The sequence below is a fragment of the Paenibacillus ihuae genome, from assembly GCF_001368795.1.
GTDB classification, from domain to species: Bacteria; Bacillota; Bacilli; order Paenibacillales; family Paenibacillaceae; genus Paenibacillus_AQ; species Paenibacillus_AQ ihuae.
The window spans coordinates 1,902,875-1,919,623 of sequence record NZ_LN831198.1; the positions used below are offsets into that span (position 1 = coordinate 1,902,875).

At 49.8% G+C, this 16,749-nt stretch carries 14 protein-coding genes and 1 other annotated feature; of the genes, 10 read left to right on the plus strand and 4 right to left on the minus strand.

The features are described from left to right. The coding region (locus tag AQR02_RS08550) for a substrate-binding domain-containing protein (protein ID WP_245237234.1) at positions 1-771 on the plus strand (771 nt) is incomplete at its 5' end. A gap of 103 nt (positions 772-874) precedes the next feature. Beyond that, entirely contained in the window at positions 875-1,570 is a 696-nt protein-coding gene (locus tag AQR02_RS08555; RefSeq protein ID WP_108721987.1) for a 5'-methylthioadenosine/adenosylhomocysteine nucleosidase, read from the plus strand. 17 nt (positions 1,571-1,587) lie between these two features. Here the strand turns inward: AQR02_RS08555 and AQR02_RS08560 are convergent, their stop codons facing one another. Then, positions 1,588-2,220: a GNAT family N-acetyltransferase gene (locus tag AQR02_RS08560; protein ID WP_054940206.1), complete on the minus strand. Its 633-nt coding sequence runs from the start codon at positions 2,218-2,220 to the stop codon at positions 1,588-1,590. A gap of 160 nt (positions 2,221-2,380) precedes the next feature. On the opposite strand from AQR02_RS08560, the gene acsA reads away from it, so the two are divergent. After that, the gene (gene acsA, locus AQR02_RS08565) at positions 2,381-4,105 is read left to right on the plus strand and encodes an acetate--CoA ligase (RefSeq protein ID WP_054940207.1); all 1,725 of its coding nucleotides are present in this window, start codon (positions 2,381-2,383) and stop codon (positions 4,103-4,105) included. Positions 4,106-4,200: 95 nt separating this feature from the next. Here acsA and AQR02_RS08570 read toward each other — a convergent pair whose 3' ends face one another. Continuing rightward, positions 4,201-7,188: a transglycosylase domain-containing protein gene (locus AQR02_RS08570; protein WP_054940208.1), complete on the minus strand. Its 2,988-nt coding sequence runs from the start codon at positions 7,186-7,188 to the stop codon at positions 4,201-4,203. Between the two features lie 138 nt (positions 7,189-7,326). Then, positions 7,327-7,584 (plus strand) — a binding site (T-box leader). A gap of 87 nt (positions 7,585-7,671) precedes the next feature. Between AQR02_RS08570 and tyrS the strand changes: the two genes are divergently transcribed. Then, positions 7,672-8,925, plus strand: coding sequence for a tyrosine--tRNA ligase (tyrS, locus tag AQR02_RS08575; protein WP_054940209.1), 1,254 nt, complete (start codon positions 7,672-7,674; stop codon positions 8,923-8,925). Positions 8,926-8,981: 56 nt separating this feature from the next. Here tyrS and rpsD read toward each other — a convergent pair whose 3' ends face one another. Then, the gene (gene rpsD, locus AQR02_RS08580) at positions 8,982-9,581 is read right to left on the minus strand and encodes a 30S ribosomal protein S4 (protein ID WP_054940210.1); all 600 of its coding nucleotides are present in this window, start codon (positions 9,579-9,581) and stop codon (positions 8,982-8,984) included. Between the two features lie 391 nt (positions 9,582-9,972). On the opposite strand from rpsD, the gene AQR02_RS08585 reads away from it, so the two are divergent. From AQR02_RS08585 to AQR02_RS08605, 5 genes are all read left to right on the plus strand, one after another. Then, positions 9,973-11,970, plus strand: coding sequence for a GGDEF domain-containing protein (locus AQR02_RS08585; protein ID WP_054940211.1), 1,998 nt, complete (start codon positions 9,973-9,975; stop codon positions 11,968-11,970). A gap of 179 nt (positions 11,971-12,149) precedes the next feature. After that, on the plus strand, positions 12,150-12,965 hold the full coding sequence (locus AQR02_RS08590) for a hypothetical protein (RefSeq protein WP_054940212.1): 816 nt from the start codon (positions 12,150-12,152) through the stop codon (positions 12,963-12,965). A 94-nt stretch (positions 12,966-13,059) separates the two neighbouring features. Beyond that, a complete protein-coding gene (locus AQR02_RS08595) occupies positions 13,060-14,175 on the plus strand; it encodes an aminopeptidase (RefSeq protein WP_054940213.1) in 1,116 nt (371 codons plus the stop codon). Positions 14,176-14,322: 147 nt separating this feature from the next. Beyond that, positions 14,323-14,568, plus strand: coding sequence for an HPr family phosphocarrier protein (locus AQR02_RS08600; protein WP_038590490.1), 246 nt, complete (start codon positions 14,323-14,325; stop codon positions 14,566-14,568). A 148-nt stretch (positions 14,569-14,716) separates the two neighbouring features. Then, positions 14,717-15,019: an Fpa/YlaN family protein gene (locus tag AQR02_RS08605; RefSeq protein ID WP_054940214.1), complete on the plus strand. Its 303-nt coding sequence runs from the start codon at positions 14,717-14,719 to the stop codon at positions 15,017-15,019. A 99-nt stretch (positions 15,020-15,118) separates the two neighbouring features. On the opposite strand, the gene cax is transcribed toward AQR02_RS08605, so the two are convergent. Continuing rightward, positions 15,119-16,189 (minus strand): calcium/proton exchanger, encoded by a 1,071-nt coding sequence (gene cax, locus AQR02_RS08610; RefSeq protein ID WP_054940215.1) that lies wholly within the window; start codon positions 16,187-16,189, stop codon positions 15,119-15,121. 154 nt (positions 16,190-16,343) lie between these two features. Between cax and AQR02_RS08615 the strand changes: the two genes are divergently transcribed. Next, entirely contained in the window at positions 16,344-16,709 is a 366-nt protein-coding gene (locus AQR02_RS08615) for an Asp23/Gls24 family envelope stress response protein (RefSeq protein ID WP_054940216.1), read from the plus strand. Positions 16,710-16,749: the final 40 nt, after the last annotated feature.

Below are 16,749 nucleotides of genomic sequence, written 5' to 3' on the forward strand. Positions count from 1 at the left end.
GGGATTGAAGATATTGCCAATATGTATCATTACAATATTATTTTGTGTAATGCCGATAAACGCAAAGAGAAGGAAATCCGTGTAATTAATACACTTCTGGAGAAACAAGTGGACGGGCTGCTCTTCATGGGCGGAACGGTAACTGAAGAACATATCCAGGCTTTCCAGACCTCTGCAGTTCCAATCGTGCTTTGCGCAACGCGTGATGAGAAGGGGACTTACCCGTCGGTTGATATCGACCATGAGAATGCGGCTTTTGATGCTGTGAACACGCTAATCCGCCACGGACACCGTGAGATTGCTATGATCAGCGGAACGCTGCAGGATCCTGCAAACGGCTATGCCCGGTTCCAAGGCTACAAGAAAGCACTGGAAGCGGCAGGAATCGAGTACCAGGAAGACCTGGTGCGTATCGGTAACTACCGTTACGAATCCGGTGTCGAAGCGATGAAGTATTTCCTTGGCCTCAAGAAGAAACCGACAGCTGTATTCGCCGCAACGGATGAAATGGCTATTGGCGCAATCCACAGTATTCAGGATGAAGGTCTGAAAGTTCCGGATGATTTCTCGATCATCAGCGTAGACAACATCCGTATGGCTTCGATGGTTCGTCCGCTGTTGACTACTGTAGCACAACCTATGTACGACTTGGGTGCGGTAGCTATGCGGCTATTGACGAAGCTGATGAAGAAGGAGACGGTTGAGAATCCGCGGGTTATTCTGCCGCATGAGACCATTCTCCGCTTGTCTGTCAATCATGTAAACAAATAAGATTATAGGTTCATAGAAAGCTCCTTCGGGGGCGTTTTTATTGTTGAAGAAGTGAAAAGTTTCAGCCTCCCCGCTTGGTGGGGAATTGACGGAGGGATACATATTGAGTGAGTTAATCGGTTTAATTGGCGCGATGGATGAGGAGATTGAACTGCTGCTGAATAGTATGGAGAACAGGCAGACCACCGTTAAAGCCGGTATCAAATATTATTCGGGAGCCATCTTCGGCAAGCCTGCTGTTCTCTGCAAGTCGGGAGTAGGCAAAGTAAACGCAGCGGTGACTACGCAAATTCTGCTCGATACCTATGGTGTATCCAAGGTGTTGTTTACCGGTGTGGCGGGGGCTGTTCATCCTGGCCTTAATATTGGAGATATCGTAATCTCATCCCATTGTATCCAGCATGATATGGATGTAACAGCCCTAGGTTATCCCAAAGGGGTAATCCCTTATCAGGAGGTATCAACCTTCACTGCAGATGAGGCTTTAGTAAAATTGGCTGAGCAGGCCTGCTCTGAGCTGAAGCAGCATGCCATCACAGGAATTGTGCTGTCCGGCGATCAATTTATTGCCAGCAGTACAGTGGTTGCTAATCTGCGAGAACAGCTGAACGGCGCTTGTGCCGAGATGGAAGGGGCGGCTGTTGCACAGGTCTGCACCATGAATGCTGCACCGTTTGTTATTATCCGTTCCATGTCAGATAAGGCTGACGGCTCGGCTCATGTGAATTACCATGAGTTCACGGTATTAGCCTCCCGGCGTTCCCATGCCATTCTTGAATATATGTTAAAAGCATTATAACGGTACTCACCCGCTATTTAGTACATAAAACGCTGCCTGAAGCGCACTCTGTCAAAAGTCTCTTGAGAAGACATCGGCACTTCATTTCCAATCCGGACCATCAGGCAGTTGGCCGGATGCGAGCAGATTTCCGGATCATCGGTGGCATACCAAACCATATCAACAGTTTTCATGAGGTTTTCCATCATTTTACGGTATGCCCATACATCCAGCCCGCTGCCCTTCAGGTCCCAATGCCAATAGTATTCTGTAGTGAAAACAATACAATTCTCCAGCTGCTCCCGCTCAAATGCTGTGGCAATCAGCAGTTTGCCAAGCCCGCCTCCCCTATAAGCATCTGCTACCTCTATAGCTCCCAATTCAATCAAGTCAGGCATTCCCCCCTGTGACCACAGCTCCAGCTCATCGGGATAATGAAAGGTTACATAGCCTATCAGCATGTTATCTGTAACTGCGGTAATAACCCGGCCCTCGGGTAGTCCCGAAATTTCAATCAGTGCCTCCAGCTGTTCCTGCGGCTTGCGGAAGGCATCCAGATCGCGATGGATGTCAAGGCTTTGCAGGACTACAGGGGACGTTGGACCGCTAATTATAATTTCTTTGTTGTGATATACGTATACATGTGAGACGGGTATCTTGCGGTGCTCCATGAATGGGCTCCTCTCGAACAACTAATTTATGGAATGTAACCGTTTCCTATGTTATACTGATTCCGACATAAATATTTCACATTTAGTACATTGACAGTTTTCATGAACTAAGAATCTCGCCCTTAAAGCTTAATTCAATCTAGTAGGGGAGGCAAGAGTAATGGGGCAAGTCCATAGTGAAATTTTACCGGGCCGTGTACAAAATGCGAACATGACAGATTATACCCGGGCAGTCAGCGAATTCCGGTGGGAGGATGTAGAGAAGGAATTCTCCTGGTTTCATACGGGCAAAGTGAATATGGCCCATGAAGCCATAGACCGCCATGTAGCAGAGGGGCGTGGTGAGGCAACAGCGCTAATCTACAGCGATTCAGCAAGAGAGGAAAGGTACACTTTCGCTGATCTGCAGGAACGCTCCAACCGCTTTGGGAATGTTCTGCGTAAATACGGTATAGGCAAAGGTGACCGGGTATTTATCTTTATGCCGCGGAGCCCGGAGCTGTACTTTAGTCTGCTTGGCATCCTAAAGGTTGGTGCAGTGGTCGGACCGCTGTTTGAAGCTTTTATGGAAACGGCTGTGAAGGACCGGCTGGAGGACAGCGGAGCGGTGGCATTGGTCACTACCCCGGAGCTGCTGAAGCGGGTCAGGCATGAGGAGCTTCCAGAACTGCGGCATATTATTGTTGTCGGTGCGAAGGCTGATGCGGAACAGGGTATTCTTAGCTACGAAGAGGAGACAGCCGCTGCTTCGGCCGAAATGGAGCCGGAATGGCTAACCTTGGAAGATGGACTTATTATGCACTATACCTCGGGCTCAACCGGGAAACCTAAAGGGGTCTACCATGTGCAGAGGGCAATGATTCAGCATTATTATACAGGTAAGATCGTACTCGATTTACGTCCGGATGATGTGTATTGGTGTACCGCAGACCCGGGGTGGGTTACAGGAACCTCGTATGGGATTTTTGCACCTTGGCTAAATGGGGTTGCCAACGTAGTCCGGGGCGGGCGCTTCAGCCCTCAGGACTGGTATAAGACGATAGAACGTTTCGCGGTTACGGTATGGTACAGTGCACCTACAGCTTTCCGGATGCTGATGGGAGCAGGTCTCAGCAGCCTGCAGGGGATTGATCTGAGCAGTCTGCGTCATGTGCTGTCTGTCGGGGAGCCGCTTAATCCAGAGGTTGTCCGCTGGGGGGATAAGATTTATAACCAGCGCATTCATGACACATGGTGGATGACCGAAACAGGCGCACAGCTGATCTGCAATTACCCGGGAATGGACATTAAGCCAGGCTCCATGGGACGTCCGCTGCCAGGTATTGAAGCGGCGATTCTGGATGACCGGGGCAACGAGCTGCCCCCCTATTCGATGGGGAACTTGGCGATACGGACCCCTTGGCCTTCTATGATGGGTACCATCTGGAATAATAAAGCTAAATACGACGAATATTTCCGCATTCCCGGCTGGTACATCTCCGGGGACTCGGCTTATATGGACGATGAGGGATATTTCTGGTTTCAGGGGCGGATCGATGATGTTATCAATTCATCCGGTGAGCGGATTGGCCCCTTCGAGGTGGAAAGCAAGCTGATAGAGCATCCGGCAGTGGCGGAGGCGGGAGTCATCGGTAAACCGGATGTGCTGAGGGGAGAGATCATCAAAGCATTCATCTCTTTGCGGGAAGGCTACCTGCCCTCGCTGGAGCTTAAGGATGAGATCGCTGCCTTTGTCAAAGCGGGGTTATCTGCACATGCGGCCCCCCGGGAGATTGAATTCAAGGATAAGCTGCCGAAAACCCGCTCGGGCAAAATCATGCGCCGGGTGTTAAAGGCCTGGGAGCTTCATCTTCCGGCTGGAGACCTGTCGACAATCGAGGATTAGGCGTGCTTAAGCAGCACAAACACAAAAAAACACCGATTCCCGCACTTTCGCGAGGAATCGGTGTTTTTGCGTTCTGAAAGGCCGGGCTGGAGCGGTTACTTTGTTTTCCCCGCACCCTTACCTCCGGCAGCAGCATTATTGCCTCCGCCGGCAGCGTTATTGCCTCCACCGGCAGCGTCGTTACCCCCGCCGGCAGCGTTGCTGCTACCACCAGCGGCATTATTACCACTGCCAGTTGGGACATCCGAGCTGCCTGGATCCACAATAATCATTCCGGGATCTTCGGTTCCTTCGGGTGCCGCGCCTCCATCAGGAGTCGGATCGGTTCCCGGCAGCACCTCTGGTGTCGGCGTTACCTCCGGTGTCGGAGTCGCACCGCCAGCTACGCTGCCTGATGCTGTCTCATGGCCAGCTACATCTACTGCTGTCACGTAGAAGGTAGCATTTACGGTCTCAGGTGTACCAGGCGAGAAGACGGTATTTTCACCGGCGGAAATGACCGCCTGCTTCTTGAAGGTACCTCCGTTTAAGGAGCGATACAACCGGTAGCCTACAACGTCGGATGAGCTGCTTGGGGTAAAGGTTATAACGGCTTTACCGGAGCTGTAGGAGACGTTAACTCCGCCTGGAGCCGCAGGTGCGCTTCCGTCATCCACACGCGGGTCTACTTCGGTTGGAAAGTCGGTCTTGGCATCCTCCGGCATATAGTATTCCAGCGGTTCATGCTCCTTCATAGCCGGGAAAGCAGCCAGCAGTTCTTTGACCAGATCCTGAATCGGCTTCTCACGCTTGACGACGATTTTCTCCTTCAGGAAATCCTCCGGTGTGCCTTCCAAAGGCAGATAGTTCACGCCGCCATATGTTATATATTTAGCTTTGGAGATACCGTCATCGCCATCTTTAGGCACAAATTTGGTATTGAACAGGTCTGTTGTGAATTTGTCTGTCAGGTCCGTCGGCAGCTTGCCGCTGTATGCGGAGACTGTCTTCTTAACGATACCCTCAGGCTTAGTGAACGCTTTGGTTACGAACAAATCAGGCTGTTTCTCGATCACCTTGTTCATTACCTTAGTCCAGAGCGTCTGTGCCTGACGTTTTTGGGCATCGCCCTGGAGGGTGTTGATCTGCTCTTTATAGCCTACCCACATACCCAGTGTAACATCAGGTGTATAGCCCATAAACCACACGTCTCCATAGTTCTGTGTAGATCCGGTCTTCCCGACGATCGGCACTTCTTTGAAGTGCTTATAATTGCTTCTTACCGTGCTTGCTGTCCCCTCGGTAATAACCGTACGCAGCATGTCGGTCATAAGATAAGCCGTCTGTTCGGAGAATACCTGCTCCGGATTCACTTTATGCTGATACACAATTTTACCTTGAGAATCTACGATCTTCTCGATCATATAGGCGTCATTAAAAGCGCCTTTGTTACCGATGGAAGAGTAGGCATTCGTTAATTCCTCTACGGACACCCCGTAACGCAGCCCCCCGATAACCCCGGTTTGCGCATTATAATCATCGTCCTGAATGGTGGTGATCCCCAGTTTCTTAGTGAAAGCCCAGGAGGCTTCGATTCCTACCTTGTCATTAAACAGTTTGAGGGCAGGAAGGTTCAAGGATTTGTTGAGCGCATAGCGTGCTGTAACGAGCCCCTGATAGCGGTTATTGGCATTCTTCGGAATATGGAATCCCTTGGTGCCGTCCTTCAAAATAATCGGCGCATCGTCCAAAATACTGGCAGGCTGAATTAATCCGGCATCAAGCGCAGGCAGGTATGCGGCAATGGGCTTCATGGTGGAACCCGGTTGACGAACCATCTGCGTGGCGTAGTTCATCTGCTCGATATTGAAGTCACGGCCCTCAATCATCCCGAGAATCGCCCCGGTTTTGTTATCGATCATCATACCCGCAGTCTGTTCCTTGCCTCGTGATTTACTGTCCTTGGTAAAGTTGTCGCTGTCTTCTGAAATGCTGTGCATCGCGCTGTATACTTTTTTGTCTATAGTAGTGTATACACGGTAACCGCCGGTCATAAGCTGCTGGCGTGCTTCCTCGAGCAGTACGGTGTCATCTGTAGAAGCGGCGGGATCTGCTGCATCGGTCTTCTCTTCATTCATGGAGAGCAGTATCTCTGCAGCCTTGCGTTCCGTTTCCAGCATCAGATAAGGATATGTAGCGTACGCTTTCTTCGTGTGCGGAGCCAGGGATGCTTTGATGTCGAACAGTAACGCTTCATCATATTGTGAGGTGGTGATTTTGTTCTCTTCGAGCATCCGGCGCAGGACTAGCTTCTGGCGGTCCATGGCACGGCCAAAGGCAGTTTCGTTGAATTCGCCTACACCGTTAAAAGCAGAATACTTGGAAGGAAGCTGCGGAAGCCCGGCTAAGTATGCGGCTTGTGCTATATTCAGCTTGTCGAGATCATCGAGCCCAAAGATTCCCTTGGCTGCAGCTTTGATGCCGTATACATTATAACCGTTTGATCCGTTCCCAAAGGGAACCTTGTTAAGATAAGCTGTAATAATTTCCTGTTTGGACAAAAAACGCTCCAGCCGCAGAGACAGCAGGATTTCTTTTACTTTGCGGTCTTCTGTGCGGTCCAGATTCAAAAATACACGTCTTGCCAGCTGCTGGGTGAGTGTACTGCCTCCGGTCTGAACGGATTCATTAAGCAGCTTCTGTTTGATGGCACGCAGAGTGCCGCTGAAATCGACTCCTTTGTGGTCATAGAAATTATTGTCCTCTATAGCGAGAACGGCATCGATCACTAGCTGTGGAATATCATTAAACTCAATAAGCCTGCGGTCTTCTTCAGTGCGAAGCTGACCGATAGGCTGGCCGTCACGGAGATAAGCAAAGCCGGTGATGGCGTTCTGGCTGACTTGCTGCTGAATCAATTCTTCGGAGCGCACAGGGTCATCTTTTACTATGGAAGTGACATAGCCTGCCACGGCACCGCCTGCAAACAGAATGCCCAGGATGCCGAGTATACACATCCACTTTACGACTGAACCGAACCTGCGGAGCCAGGATCTTCGCGCGGGACGCTGTTTTGCGGTCTTCTTCTTGTTCTCCTCAACCATCGACGATAATCCTCCTTTTAACGGAACTATTATAGCACAATTTGCCGATTTTGAATGCGCTTCTGCCCGGAAACACGGTTTGCGGGGGTGTTGACTTGTTAAAAGCAACTGTGGTATAAATTTACTCAATTAGATATTCAAAAAGCATTGAAGGACATCAGTAGAAGGCAAGCCATGTGTTTCAGAGAGCCGGTGGGTGGTGCGAACCGGCAGCAGGCCCCTTTGAATTACAGTCTGGAGCTGTCCGGAGGAACATCAGGCGCTAACGTGCTTGCCTAGTAGTCCGGAACCGGGGCGTACCCCGTTATCGCAATGAAGTGAAGGATTACGTCCCGCGTCCCGGCGAGGCGGATCTTTAATTAGGGTGGTACCGCGAGTCTTTGACTCGTCCCTTCGTGGGATGAGTGAAAGGCTCTTTTTGTGTTGCTGAACAGGAAATGAAGAATCACTATTCATGGACAGATTTGTTAAGGAGGAGTAATTATGAATTGGAAAGACTTGACTGCCACGCAGCAGCTGGAAGTGGAAAGGCAGCTGGAAGCGGTCTCACGTGGTGCAATGGAAATTGTACCGCAGGAGGAATTGCGAGGCAAGCTGATAAAGTCTGTGGTGACAGGGGTTCCGCTTAATATAAAGCTGGGGCTAGATCCCTCTGCGCCTGATATTCATATCGGGCATACGGTTGTTCTTCATAAGCTGCGCCAATTCCAGGAATTTGGACATGTCATTCAGCTGATCATCGGAGATTTCACCGGACGGATCGGCGACCCCACAGGTAAATCTGAGACACGGAAACAGCTTAGTGAAGAAGATGTGCAGCGTAATGCCATGACTTATAAGCAGCAGGTGTACAAGGTCCTTGATCCGGAAAAGACACAGATACTATGCAACTCGGATTGGCTGAGTCCGATGACTTTTGCAGAGGTAGTGAATCTATCGGCAAAAGTAACCGTAGCCCGGATGATGGAGCGTGACGACTTCACCAAACGTTTCCAGGGCGGCCAGGCCATCAGCATTCATGAATTTTTCTACCCGCTGATGCAGGGGATGGATTCAGTGGCGAACGTGACGGATGTTGAGATCGGCGGTATGGATCAGAAATTCAATATATTGATGGGACGCACCCTGCAGAAGGAATACGGGGCGGAGCCGCAGGTAGTTATGCTGATGCCGCTGCTCGAAGGATTAGACGGAGTGAAGAAAATGAGCAAGAGCCTTGGAAACTACATCGGTATCGATGAAAAGCCGAGTGAAATGTACGGGAAAGCAATGTCTATTCCGGATGAGCTGATGCTGAGATACTATGAAATGGTTACGGACCTCAGCAATGGGGAGCTGGATACGCTTAAGGAAGCTCTGTCTTCCGGAAAAGCACATCCAAGGGATGTCAAAATGCAGCTGGCCTATACCTTTGTACGTATTTACCATGGTATAGCAGCAGCAGAGGCCGCACAGCAGCATTTCATCACCGTTTTCCAGCAGCGTGTTCTGCCTGAGGATATTGAAACTTACACTATTTCGGCTGATGTACTGGAGAATGGCACGCTCACGCTGGTCAAGCTGCTGACCCTCCTCGGTTTTGCAAGCTCTAACAGTGAAGCAAGACGGAGTATCCAGCAGGGATCAGTGAAGCTGAACGGGGTGAAGCTAGAGGACCCGAACGGGGTGATTAAGCCGCAGGACGGGGATATTGTTCAGGTAGGTAAGCGGAAGTTTGCAAAATTGCTTCTTTCATAACAAAAAAAGCCTCCGGATAACCGGAGGCTTTGCTTGATTCGCGTAAACGCGAAATCTTAACGGTTGTAGAATTCGACGATTTGCTTTTCATCGATATCTTGGGACAGCTCGGCACGTTCTGGCAAACGGATGTATTTACCTTCGAAAGAGCCGTCAGCATATTCCAGATAGCCTGGAAGGTGGGAACGGTTATCCAAAGCTTCTTTGATCGAAGTCATGGAGCGGCTTCTTTCGCGAAGTCCGATAACGTCGCCTACACTTACACGGTAAGAAGCGATGTCGACTTTTTTGCCGTTAACGGTTACGTGGCCGTGGGATACCAACTGACGTGCGCCTGCACGGGAGTTAGCAAAACCAAGACGGTAAACCAGGTTGTCCAAACGGCTTTCGAGCAGGAACATGAAGTTTTCGCCCGCGATACCTTGGAGCTTTTGTGCTTTGGTGAAGAGAGTTTTAAACTGTTCTTCACCCAAGCCGTACATGTGGCGCAGTTTTTGTTTTTCCAAAAGCTGCATTCCGTAGTTACTTACTTTTCTGCGTTGGTTAGCGCCGTGCTGTCCTGGTGGGAAAGGGCGTTTCAGGTCTTTGCCTGTACCGCTAAGGGAAATGCCCAGACGGCGGCTGAGTTTGAATTTAGGTCCGGTGTAACGTGCCATGATATAGTAGACTCCTTTATAATTGAAATTTCATGTTAGGGCCTATTTGTGCCGCAAATCGTATCCGTGAAAGCGTGTATTTGGTTTCACTCTGCCGGGGAAGTTCAGCCGCTGCCCTGGCAGTAACGAAATGCGTGAGGGTGACACAACGTTACGCCCAGTAAGACTTCTTACAGTCTTGTTCAACAATAAATATTATATGAAAACAACATATAATGTCAAGCGCATCTTTAAAGAGATTTTGTCTATCTTTGTCGTTAGTTCTTTGGTCCTAAAAAAAATCCCGGTTTTCAGGAAAATATAATGCATTGCAGGAAAAAAGAGAGTAAAATATAGCTAATTAGATGTTATCGGAAAGAAACTCATTTGAGATGCAAAGGGGATCCTTTTTATGTCGGAACAGGAAGCATATGGTCGTAAAGACAATCGTATGCTGTTGCAGGACACGATGCAATCAAGCGGAGAGTTCAATGATCCCGCCGCATGGCTCAAGGAAACGGATATTGTATCCTATGATTTCCCGTATGCAGCCGAATTGATTGCAGAGAGCTTCCGAGAATGGCGGGGACAGGCTGTCCCCCCGTTCGCAAAGTTGTGGGAATGGTGCGTGCTGAGTTTCGAAGGGAAGTGGCTTGAGGCCATTGACGGGTCCGGAGCACGGAGTGATCGCTGGAAAGCGCAGTGGGAAGCGGAGGCGGCACATTCTCTTCGCTCGGGAAAGCTTTATTCGGCAGAAGAACGGACATCTGAACCGGCGATGGTGCTGCTGACGATTCCCGTATTTACCAGAGGTCTCGGAGAAATATTTGCCCTGCTAGGCTGCGCAATGACGGCAGAGCAATATGAACAGGGGGGAGTGCATACGGCAGAAGCGATGGCTATGCATTTCCAGACCTGCTTTTACCACAGATTTGAACATGTTTTTGTGTCTGATCTGGCAGGTGTGCATCAGCATGCTGAACGGGAAAGCAGCCGCCGGTCATTGCTGTTTCAGATCGTTCAGCGGATGCATGACAATATCGATGTCAACGCTGTGCTGACCGAAGTCATCGACAGCATCTCGGCAATGTATCCGGGAGCCCGGCTTGATCTCTTCATGTCACAGGATCACCGCAGTACTCATCCACAAGTCAAGCCGCTTCCGTTGCGTTGGGGTGATGAGGACGTCTGCGCCAAAGCCTTCAAGGACGGGCGTGTAGCCCTTCACGCTGGACCTGATAAGAGGTCTGTGGAAATCGGGCTGCCGCTTGGAGGTAAGCAGGGAGTATACGGTGTATTTCATATGGTGCTGGACAGGCCGGCATTTCCCGATGTAGATCTTCGCTTTCTTTCTATGGTAGCAGATACTGCGGGGACTGCTTTTGAGAACGCCAAGCTGTATGAGCGCTCTAATCAGCTGATCCGTGAGCTGCGGATGAGTAATGAGCTGACCCAGCGCCTGAACCAGAGCTTACGGCTCGGGGATATTTTTCAGTATGCCTTTGAAGAGCTGTTGGAGATGTTCGACGCGGATTACTGCTGTATCCTGCATCTTAATGAAGAAAAGGGCGGCCTCGAAGCGATTGCCTGCAATTACCTGCCGCTCCGCGGTGAGATTATTGATGCGGGCAATGGACTTGGGGGGAAGGTTTATACCACGGGTGAGCCCATTATAGTGTCTAATTATAGAGATGCCGAAGATACCACGTCCAAGCTTATGCAGGCAACGCACTCACAGTCACTGATCGCTACTCCGCTGAGTGTCGGCGGGGAGGTGCGCGGAGCGATCATGCTGGCCCACCGTGAACCGCAGTTCTTCTCCTATGACAGCTTCAGGCTGCTGCAGGCGATGGCCGGTCATATCGGACTTGCCGTAGGCAATGCGCGTCTGCATGCAGAGGTTCGTTACCTGGCGAACCGGGACAGCCTGACCGGGCTATATGCCCGCCATTATCTGGACGAGGAGATCAAGGAAAGGCAGTCCAAAGACTTCTGCGGCTCCTTGATTGTCGTCGATATCGATCAGTTCAAAATGGTCAATGACACCTACGGGCATCAGAAAGGCGATAAGATTCTGAAGCAGGTTAGTGAAATTGTGAAATCTTCCATCCGCCAGGGGGATATCGCTGCAAGATGGGGCGGGGAAGAACTGGCAGTCTATCTGCCGCAGCTGGGAGTCCAGCAGGCCGTGTTTGTGGCAGAGCGGATCCGCAAGCGGGTGATGGGTGAAACGGAGCCACGTGTTACCGTATCCTGCGGAATAGCGGAATGGAGCTGGACTGATGATAGAGTGAGCGTAGAATCCCTATTTTACCGGGCCGACATGGCACTTTATGATGCTAAGAACAACGGCCGCAATCAGGTAGTGATCGAATGTAAAGATGTAGATGTCAGTGTGAAGAATCCTTAAGGCGAAAGCCGCAAGGATTCTTTTTTTTTGCCCGGGGAAGAAAGTAAGTATAAGCAAAATGTGAAAGGAGAACCTATAAAGGATCGTTCAGGGGAGAAGCAGTAAATCACTCGACCGGGAAAGGCTTGAATGCCATGAATATACCTAACTATCGGTGTAAGAGAAAGGCTTCATTCATAATGTTAGTGCTGCTTCTCAGCGCCTGCGGGACCTTAAACAGCAAACCGGCTGCGCAGGAGCTGAACCTGGTTCTCGCCGGCATGGATGGCAGCGACGCGGTATCTTTTGAGGGAGCGGCGGCACTGCTGATCGGCGGACAGCCCGTTTCCGAACCGGCGCTTTATTATGGAGGCAAGATTGAGGACCATAACAAGGTCAGTCTGTATTCACTGCTGCCTGATGAGCCGGGAGTGACGAAGGCGGCAGCACAAGAAGGCCTGAATAGGCTGGAGAAGAGCCGTTCGGCAGCTCCTGCATACTACACCCGGCTTGAGAAAAAAGACGGGGAGTGGCTAATGCAGACTTCATCCCCCGAATCCGGTGCAGGAAATCCGCTCACTGCACTGAACCCTCTCCGGCAGCTGGAAGAGCTGGAACATTTAGAGAAGCAGGTGACAGAGGAAAGAGGCTCGGGCAGAGGGAGCAAGGTACTGCGGATTAAACTGAGTCCCGGTGAAGCAAAGCGGCAGCTTAAGGCACAGCTTGAGCGGGAGATGCAGGCTATCCGCCCGGCTGCAGGCAACGCTCAGGACGCAGCAGGGCAACGGTCTGAAGTTACTACAGCTATGAATAGCTTATGGGCACAAAAGGAGAATGAGCTGCAGCAGAAGCTGGCTCAAGCTGAGATCTCGTCTGTGTATTTCTTGAAGGTGGACACCAAACGCAATCTGCCCAAGCGGTTAACTTGGACCCGTACGGTAAGTTATCCCGCTTCCGGGGACCCTGCGGAGGTCGAAACCTATGTGACCAAAGTAGATTTCAACGGGTATCACTGAGTGGCTGCTGAAGGGGAAAACCTTGCGCTAAGTAATGGGCGTGCTACAATAGAACAGTATGTTTATTTTCTGTAAGAGGAAGGAAGAGAGAAAGATGAAAGATCCAAGAATTCAAAAGCTTGCGGCAAACCTAGTAGGTTATTCCGTAAACGTGCAGCCGGGTGAGAACGTGCTCGTCGAAATGATCGGCAGCGAAAGAGATTTGATAAAAGCTGTGGTGGAGGAAGTCGGCAAAGCCGGAGGTCATCCCTTTGTGCAGCTGACAGACCGTACTGTCCTGCGCAGCATGCTTCAATATGCTACCCCTGAAGGCCTCAAGGCCTGGGCGGACATTGATCTGAACCGGATGAAGCAGATGGATTGCTATATCGGAATCCGTGCCGGTGAGAATGTTAACGATCTGGCAGACGTGCCGGAAGAAAACATGAAGCTGTATAACGCCCTTTATTCGCATCCGGTACATAGTGAGCAACGCGTTAAGCATACTAAGTGGGTTGTACTGCGTTACCCGAATGCAAGTATGGCTCAACTGGCCAATACCACTACAGAAGCTTTTGAGGACTTTTATTTCGAGGTCTGCAACCTGGATTACGCCAAAATGGATAAAGCACAGGACGCACTGGCGGATCTTATGCGTAAGACGGATAAGGTGCGTATCGCAGGACCGGGTACAGAGCTTACCTTTTCGATCAAAGGGATCGGCGCAGAGAAATGCTCCGGCCAGAAAAACATTCCGGACGGCGAAGTGTACAGCGCCCCTGTCCGCGATTCGGTTAACGGTACAATCAGCTATAATGCGGCAACTCTATATAACGGGATAACATTTGAGAATGTGAAATTCAGATTCGAGAACGGTAAAATTGTTGAAGCGACCAGCAATGATACTGTGCGCCTCAACGAAATTCTCGATTCCGATGACGGTGCGCGCCATATTGGTGAATTTGCCATTGGCTTTAATCCTTACATCCTGCATCCGATGAAGGATATTTTGTTCGATGAGAAAATTGCCGGAAGTCTGCACTTTACGCCGGGCCAGGCTTATGATGTGACTGATAACGGCAACCGTTCTTCCATCCACTGGGATCTTGTGCTGATTCAGCGTCCGGAATACGGCGGTGGCGAGATCTATTTTGATGATGTGCTGATTCGCAAGGACGGCATTTTTGTCATTCCTGAACTTACAGGTCTGAATCCTGAAAACCTGAAATAAAATGTAATAACAAGCAGAGTGTTCTTATGTTCTTAGTGTATTTACAGAAAACACCTTGCGCGAGTAAGCGGATTCAATGTATCATGGAATTGGTTACAAATGAACAAGCGTACTAAGTTTTTCTAATCAAGTTGCGGAGGGATTCCTATGTCCAGTAACAATGCGGCAATCGTGGATATTGCCCAAACGGCAAGCCAGTTCAACTCATCTATCGTTCTTCAGGCGGACAACAAGTACATTGACGTTAAGAGTATCCTTGGATTGTTTACTACTCTGGTTTCCAGTCAAAGTTACGAACTTCATGTTCATGGTACTGATGCCGAAGAGGCTAAGAAGGCAATGAGCGAAGTTTTTGCCAAACATGGTCTGAATTTTACAGTTGTTGCCGAGTAATCTATTCAATTCTGAGACGCCCTGCCCTAAACGGCAGGGCGTTTTTAGTATACTTGAAACTGAATTCTTGTATTGGGTCCGAATTTCGACTAATATTAAACTAAATAGCAGTAGGAGCTGTAACTTTTGGACATGGGGGGGAAAATGCATGACTTCATCGGATTTGCAGGAACAGCTTAACCTTAAAGCCATCACTCTTCTACAAGAAGATGCCGATAAAATTCAGAAGCTCATCGAAGTGCAGATGGAGAATCTGGCAACTCGTTACTGCCCTCTCTATGAGGAAGTGCTGGATACCCAGATGTACGGCTTTTCAAGAGAGGTTGATTTTGCGGTCAGAGCGGGTCTGGTGCCTGAATTTACCGGCAAGCAGGTATTGAGTGAACTGGAACGCAATTTGGCTGGGCTGTACGAGGCTCTGAACAAAGAGGCGGAAGAGCGCGAGAATTAGGCTGAACTTCCGGGCTGATCATAAAAAACGCACATGAGGACCTGCTGGCCGCTCATGTGCGTTTTTTGTTGTACCGCTAAAGTTAAAGAGAACCCGTGCTTAAACCAGATAGAAGGAAACACCGAGGATCAGGTACACTGCCAGCAGGAGCAGTCCTTCATACCAGTTGGTCGCACCGTCCTGAATAATTGATTTGGCAATAAACACAGATACGGCGATGGCCACAATTTCAATGGTGGTAAAGACGATATCCATCGTATTCCCCATAAAGTAGCTGGCGAAGATGAGCACAGGGGCTACGAATAAGGCGATCTGCAGGCTGCTGCCGACAGCGATTTCCACTGCAGCACCGATCTTGTTCTTCATCGCCAGCATGATTGCAGCACTGTGTTCAGCCGCATTACCGATAATGGCTACGAGGAATGCGCCGACGAACAGCTCGCTAAAGCCAAAGCGTTCAGTTAACGTCTCCAGTGTACCGACCAGCCATTCACTGACAAAAGCGACCATTACAGTTGCTAATACCAGATAGATTATCGACTTTTTCATCGACCAGGCCGGCTTGTGCTCATTTGGCAGCTCTTCCTCCGAGTCCACGGTGACATCAGCCAGGTATTTCTTGTGCGTGATCATCGAGAAGACCAGCCAGGCCATATAAGCCGCAATGAGCAGACCTGCGACGACAAGACTTAGAACATCGGTGTCTCTCTCAGTGATCGAGTGGGTGTTAAAGAACATAGCAGGAACAAACAGGGCAATGACTGCCACGATCATCAGCGAGCCGTTTAATCCGGCCAGGGTAACATTGAAATTCTGAACCTTGAACTTCATCCCGCCGGCAAAAATACTGAGACCAAGCACGAGCAGGAGGTTACCGATGATAGAACCGGTGAGACTGGCCTTTACCATGTCGAAGAGACCTTCCTTGACCAGAAAGAAGGCGATAATAAGTTCAGCGGCATTACCGAAGGTGGCATTTAGAAAGCCGCCCAGGCGTTGGCCTGCATAGTGGGCTACACTCTCTGTGGCTCTACCGAGAAAGCCGGCCACAAATACGACGGCAATTGCGGATAATACGAACTGCAGAGTGTGGTCCCAGTCTGCATAGTGTCCGATGGCGCTTAGGATAAATGTGATTACCAACAGCGCTGGAGAAATCCATTTTTTCAAGTAAGACACACCCCAGTTTCTATATGTAGGTTGAATTCATAATTCAATATACCCAAATTGATCCAATGTGTAAACGGGTGTGATAGAAAGTCATTTGCTTTTTAGCCTGTTTTCGAATTACAATAATTGATAATGAGTGTAGGGGGGATATGGCATGGCGGAACAACTTCAACTTGAAATGGGAAATATACGGATATCCAATGACGTCGTCTCGAAGATTGCCGGATTGGCTGCGCTGGAGACTCCTGGAATTGCAGCCATGTCAGGCGGATTGTCCGAGGGATGGGCGAAACGCCTCAGCGGTAAAAACGTGCAAAAGGGCGTTACTGTTGAAGTAGGACAGCTTGAAGCCGCAGTGGATTTACGCATTATCGTGCTTTATGAAACACCGATCCATGATGTCTGCCGGATGCTTCAGCAGAACGTCCGAGAGGCTGTGGAGAGCATGACCGGACTTCATATTGTTGAAGTCAATGTTAAGGTAGAAGGCGTAGCTTTTAAGAATGATGAGATTTCGTAAGACAGCATACAAAAAGGCAGTCCGGAGGTTTATCCGGACT

Bases quoted from the DNA above. Each gene is read 5' to 3' on its own strand.
- AQR02_RS08570 (WP_054940208.1), bottom strand. From the start codon at position 7,188: ATGGTTGAGGAGAACAAGAAGAAGACCGCAAAACAGCGTCCCGCGCGA.
- AQR02_RS08615 (WP_054940216.1), top strand. From the start codon at position 16,344: ATGGCGGAACAACTTCAACTTGAAATGGGAAATATACGGATATCCAAT.
- tyrS (WP_054940209.1), top strand. From the start codon at position 7,672: ATGAATTGGAAAGACTTGACTGCCACGCAGCAGCTGGAAGTGGAAAGG.
- AQR02_RS08590 (WP_054940212.1), top strand. From the start codon at position 12,150: ATGTTAGTGCTGCTTCTCAGCGCCTGCGGGACCTTAAACAGCAAACCG.
- AQR02_RS08560 (WP_054940206.1), bottom strand. From the start codon at position 2,220: ATGGAGCACCGCAAGATACCCGTCTCACATGTATACGTATATCACAAC.
- AQR02_RS08585 (WP_054940211.1), top strand. From the start codon at position 9,973: ATGTCGGAACAGGAAGCATATGGTCGTAAAGACAATCGTATGCTGTTG.
- AQR02_RS08605 (WP_054940214.1), top strand. From the start codon at position 14,717: ATGACTTCATCGGATTTGCAGGAACAGCTTAACCTTAAAGCCATCACT.
- acsA (WP_054940207.1), top strand. From the start codon at position 2,381: ATGGGGCAAGTCCATAGTGAAATTTTACCGGGCCGTGTACAAAATGCG.
- AQR02_RS08600 (WP_038590490.1), top strand. From the start codon at position 14,323: ATGTCCAGTAACAATGCGGCAATCGTGGATATTGCCCAAACGGCAAGC.
- rpsD (WP_054940210.1), bottom strand. From the start codon at position 9,581: ATGGCACGTTACACCGGACCTAAATTCAAACTCAGCCGCCGTCTGGGC.
- AQR02_RS08595 (WP_054940213.1), top strand. From the start codon at position 13,060: ATGAAAGATCCAAGAATTCAAAAGCTTGCGGCAAACCTAGTAGGTTAT.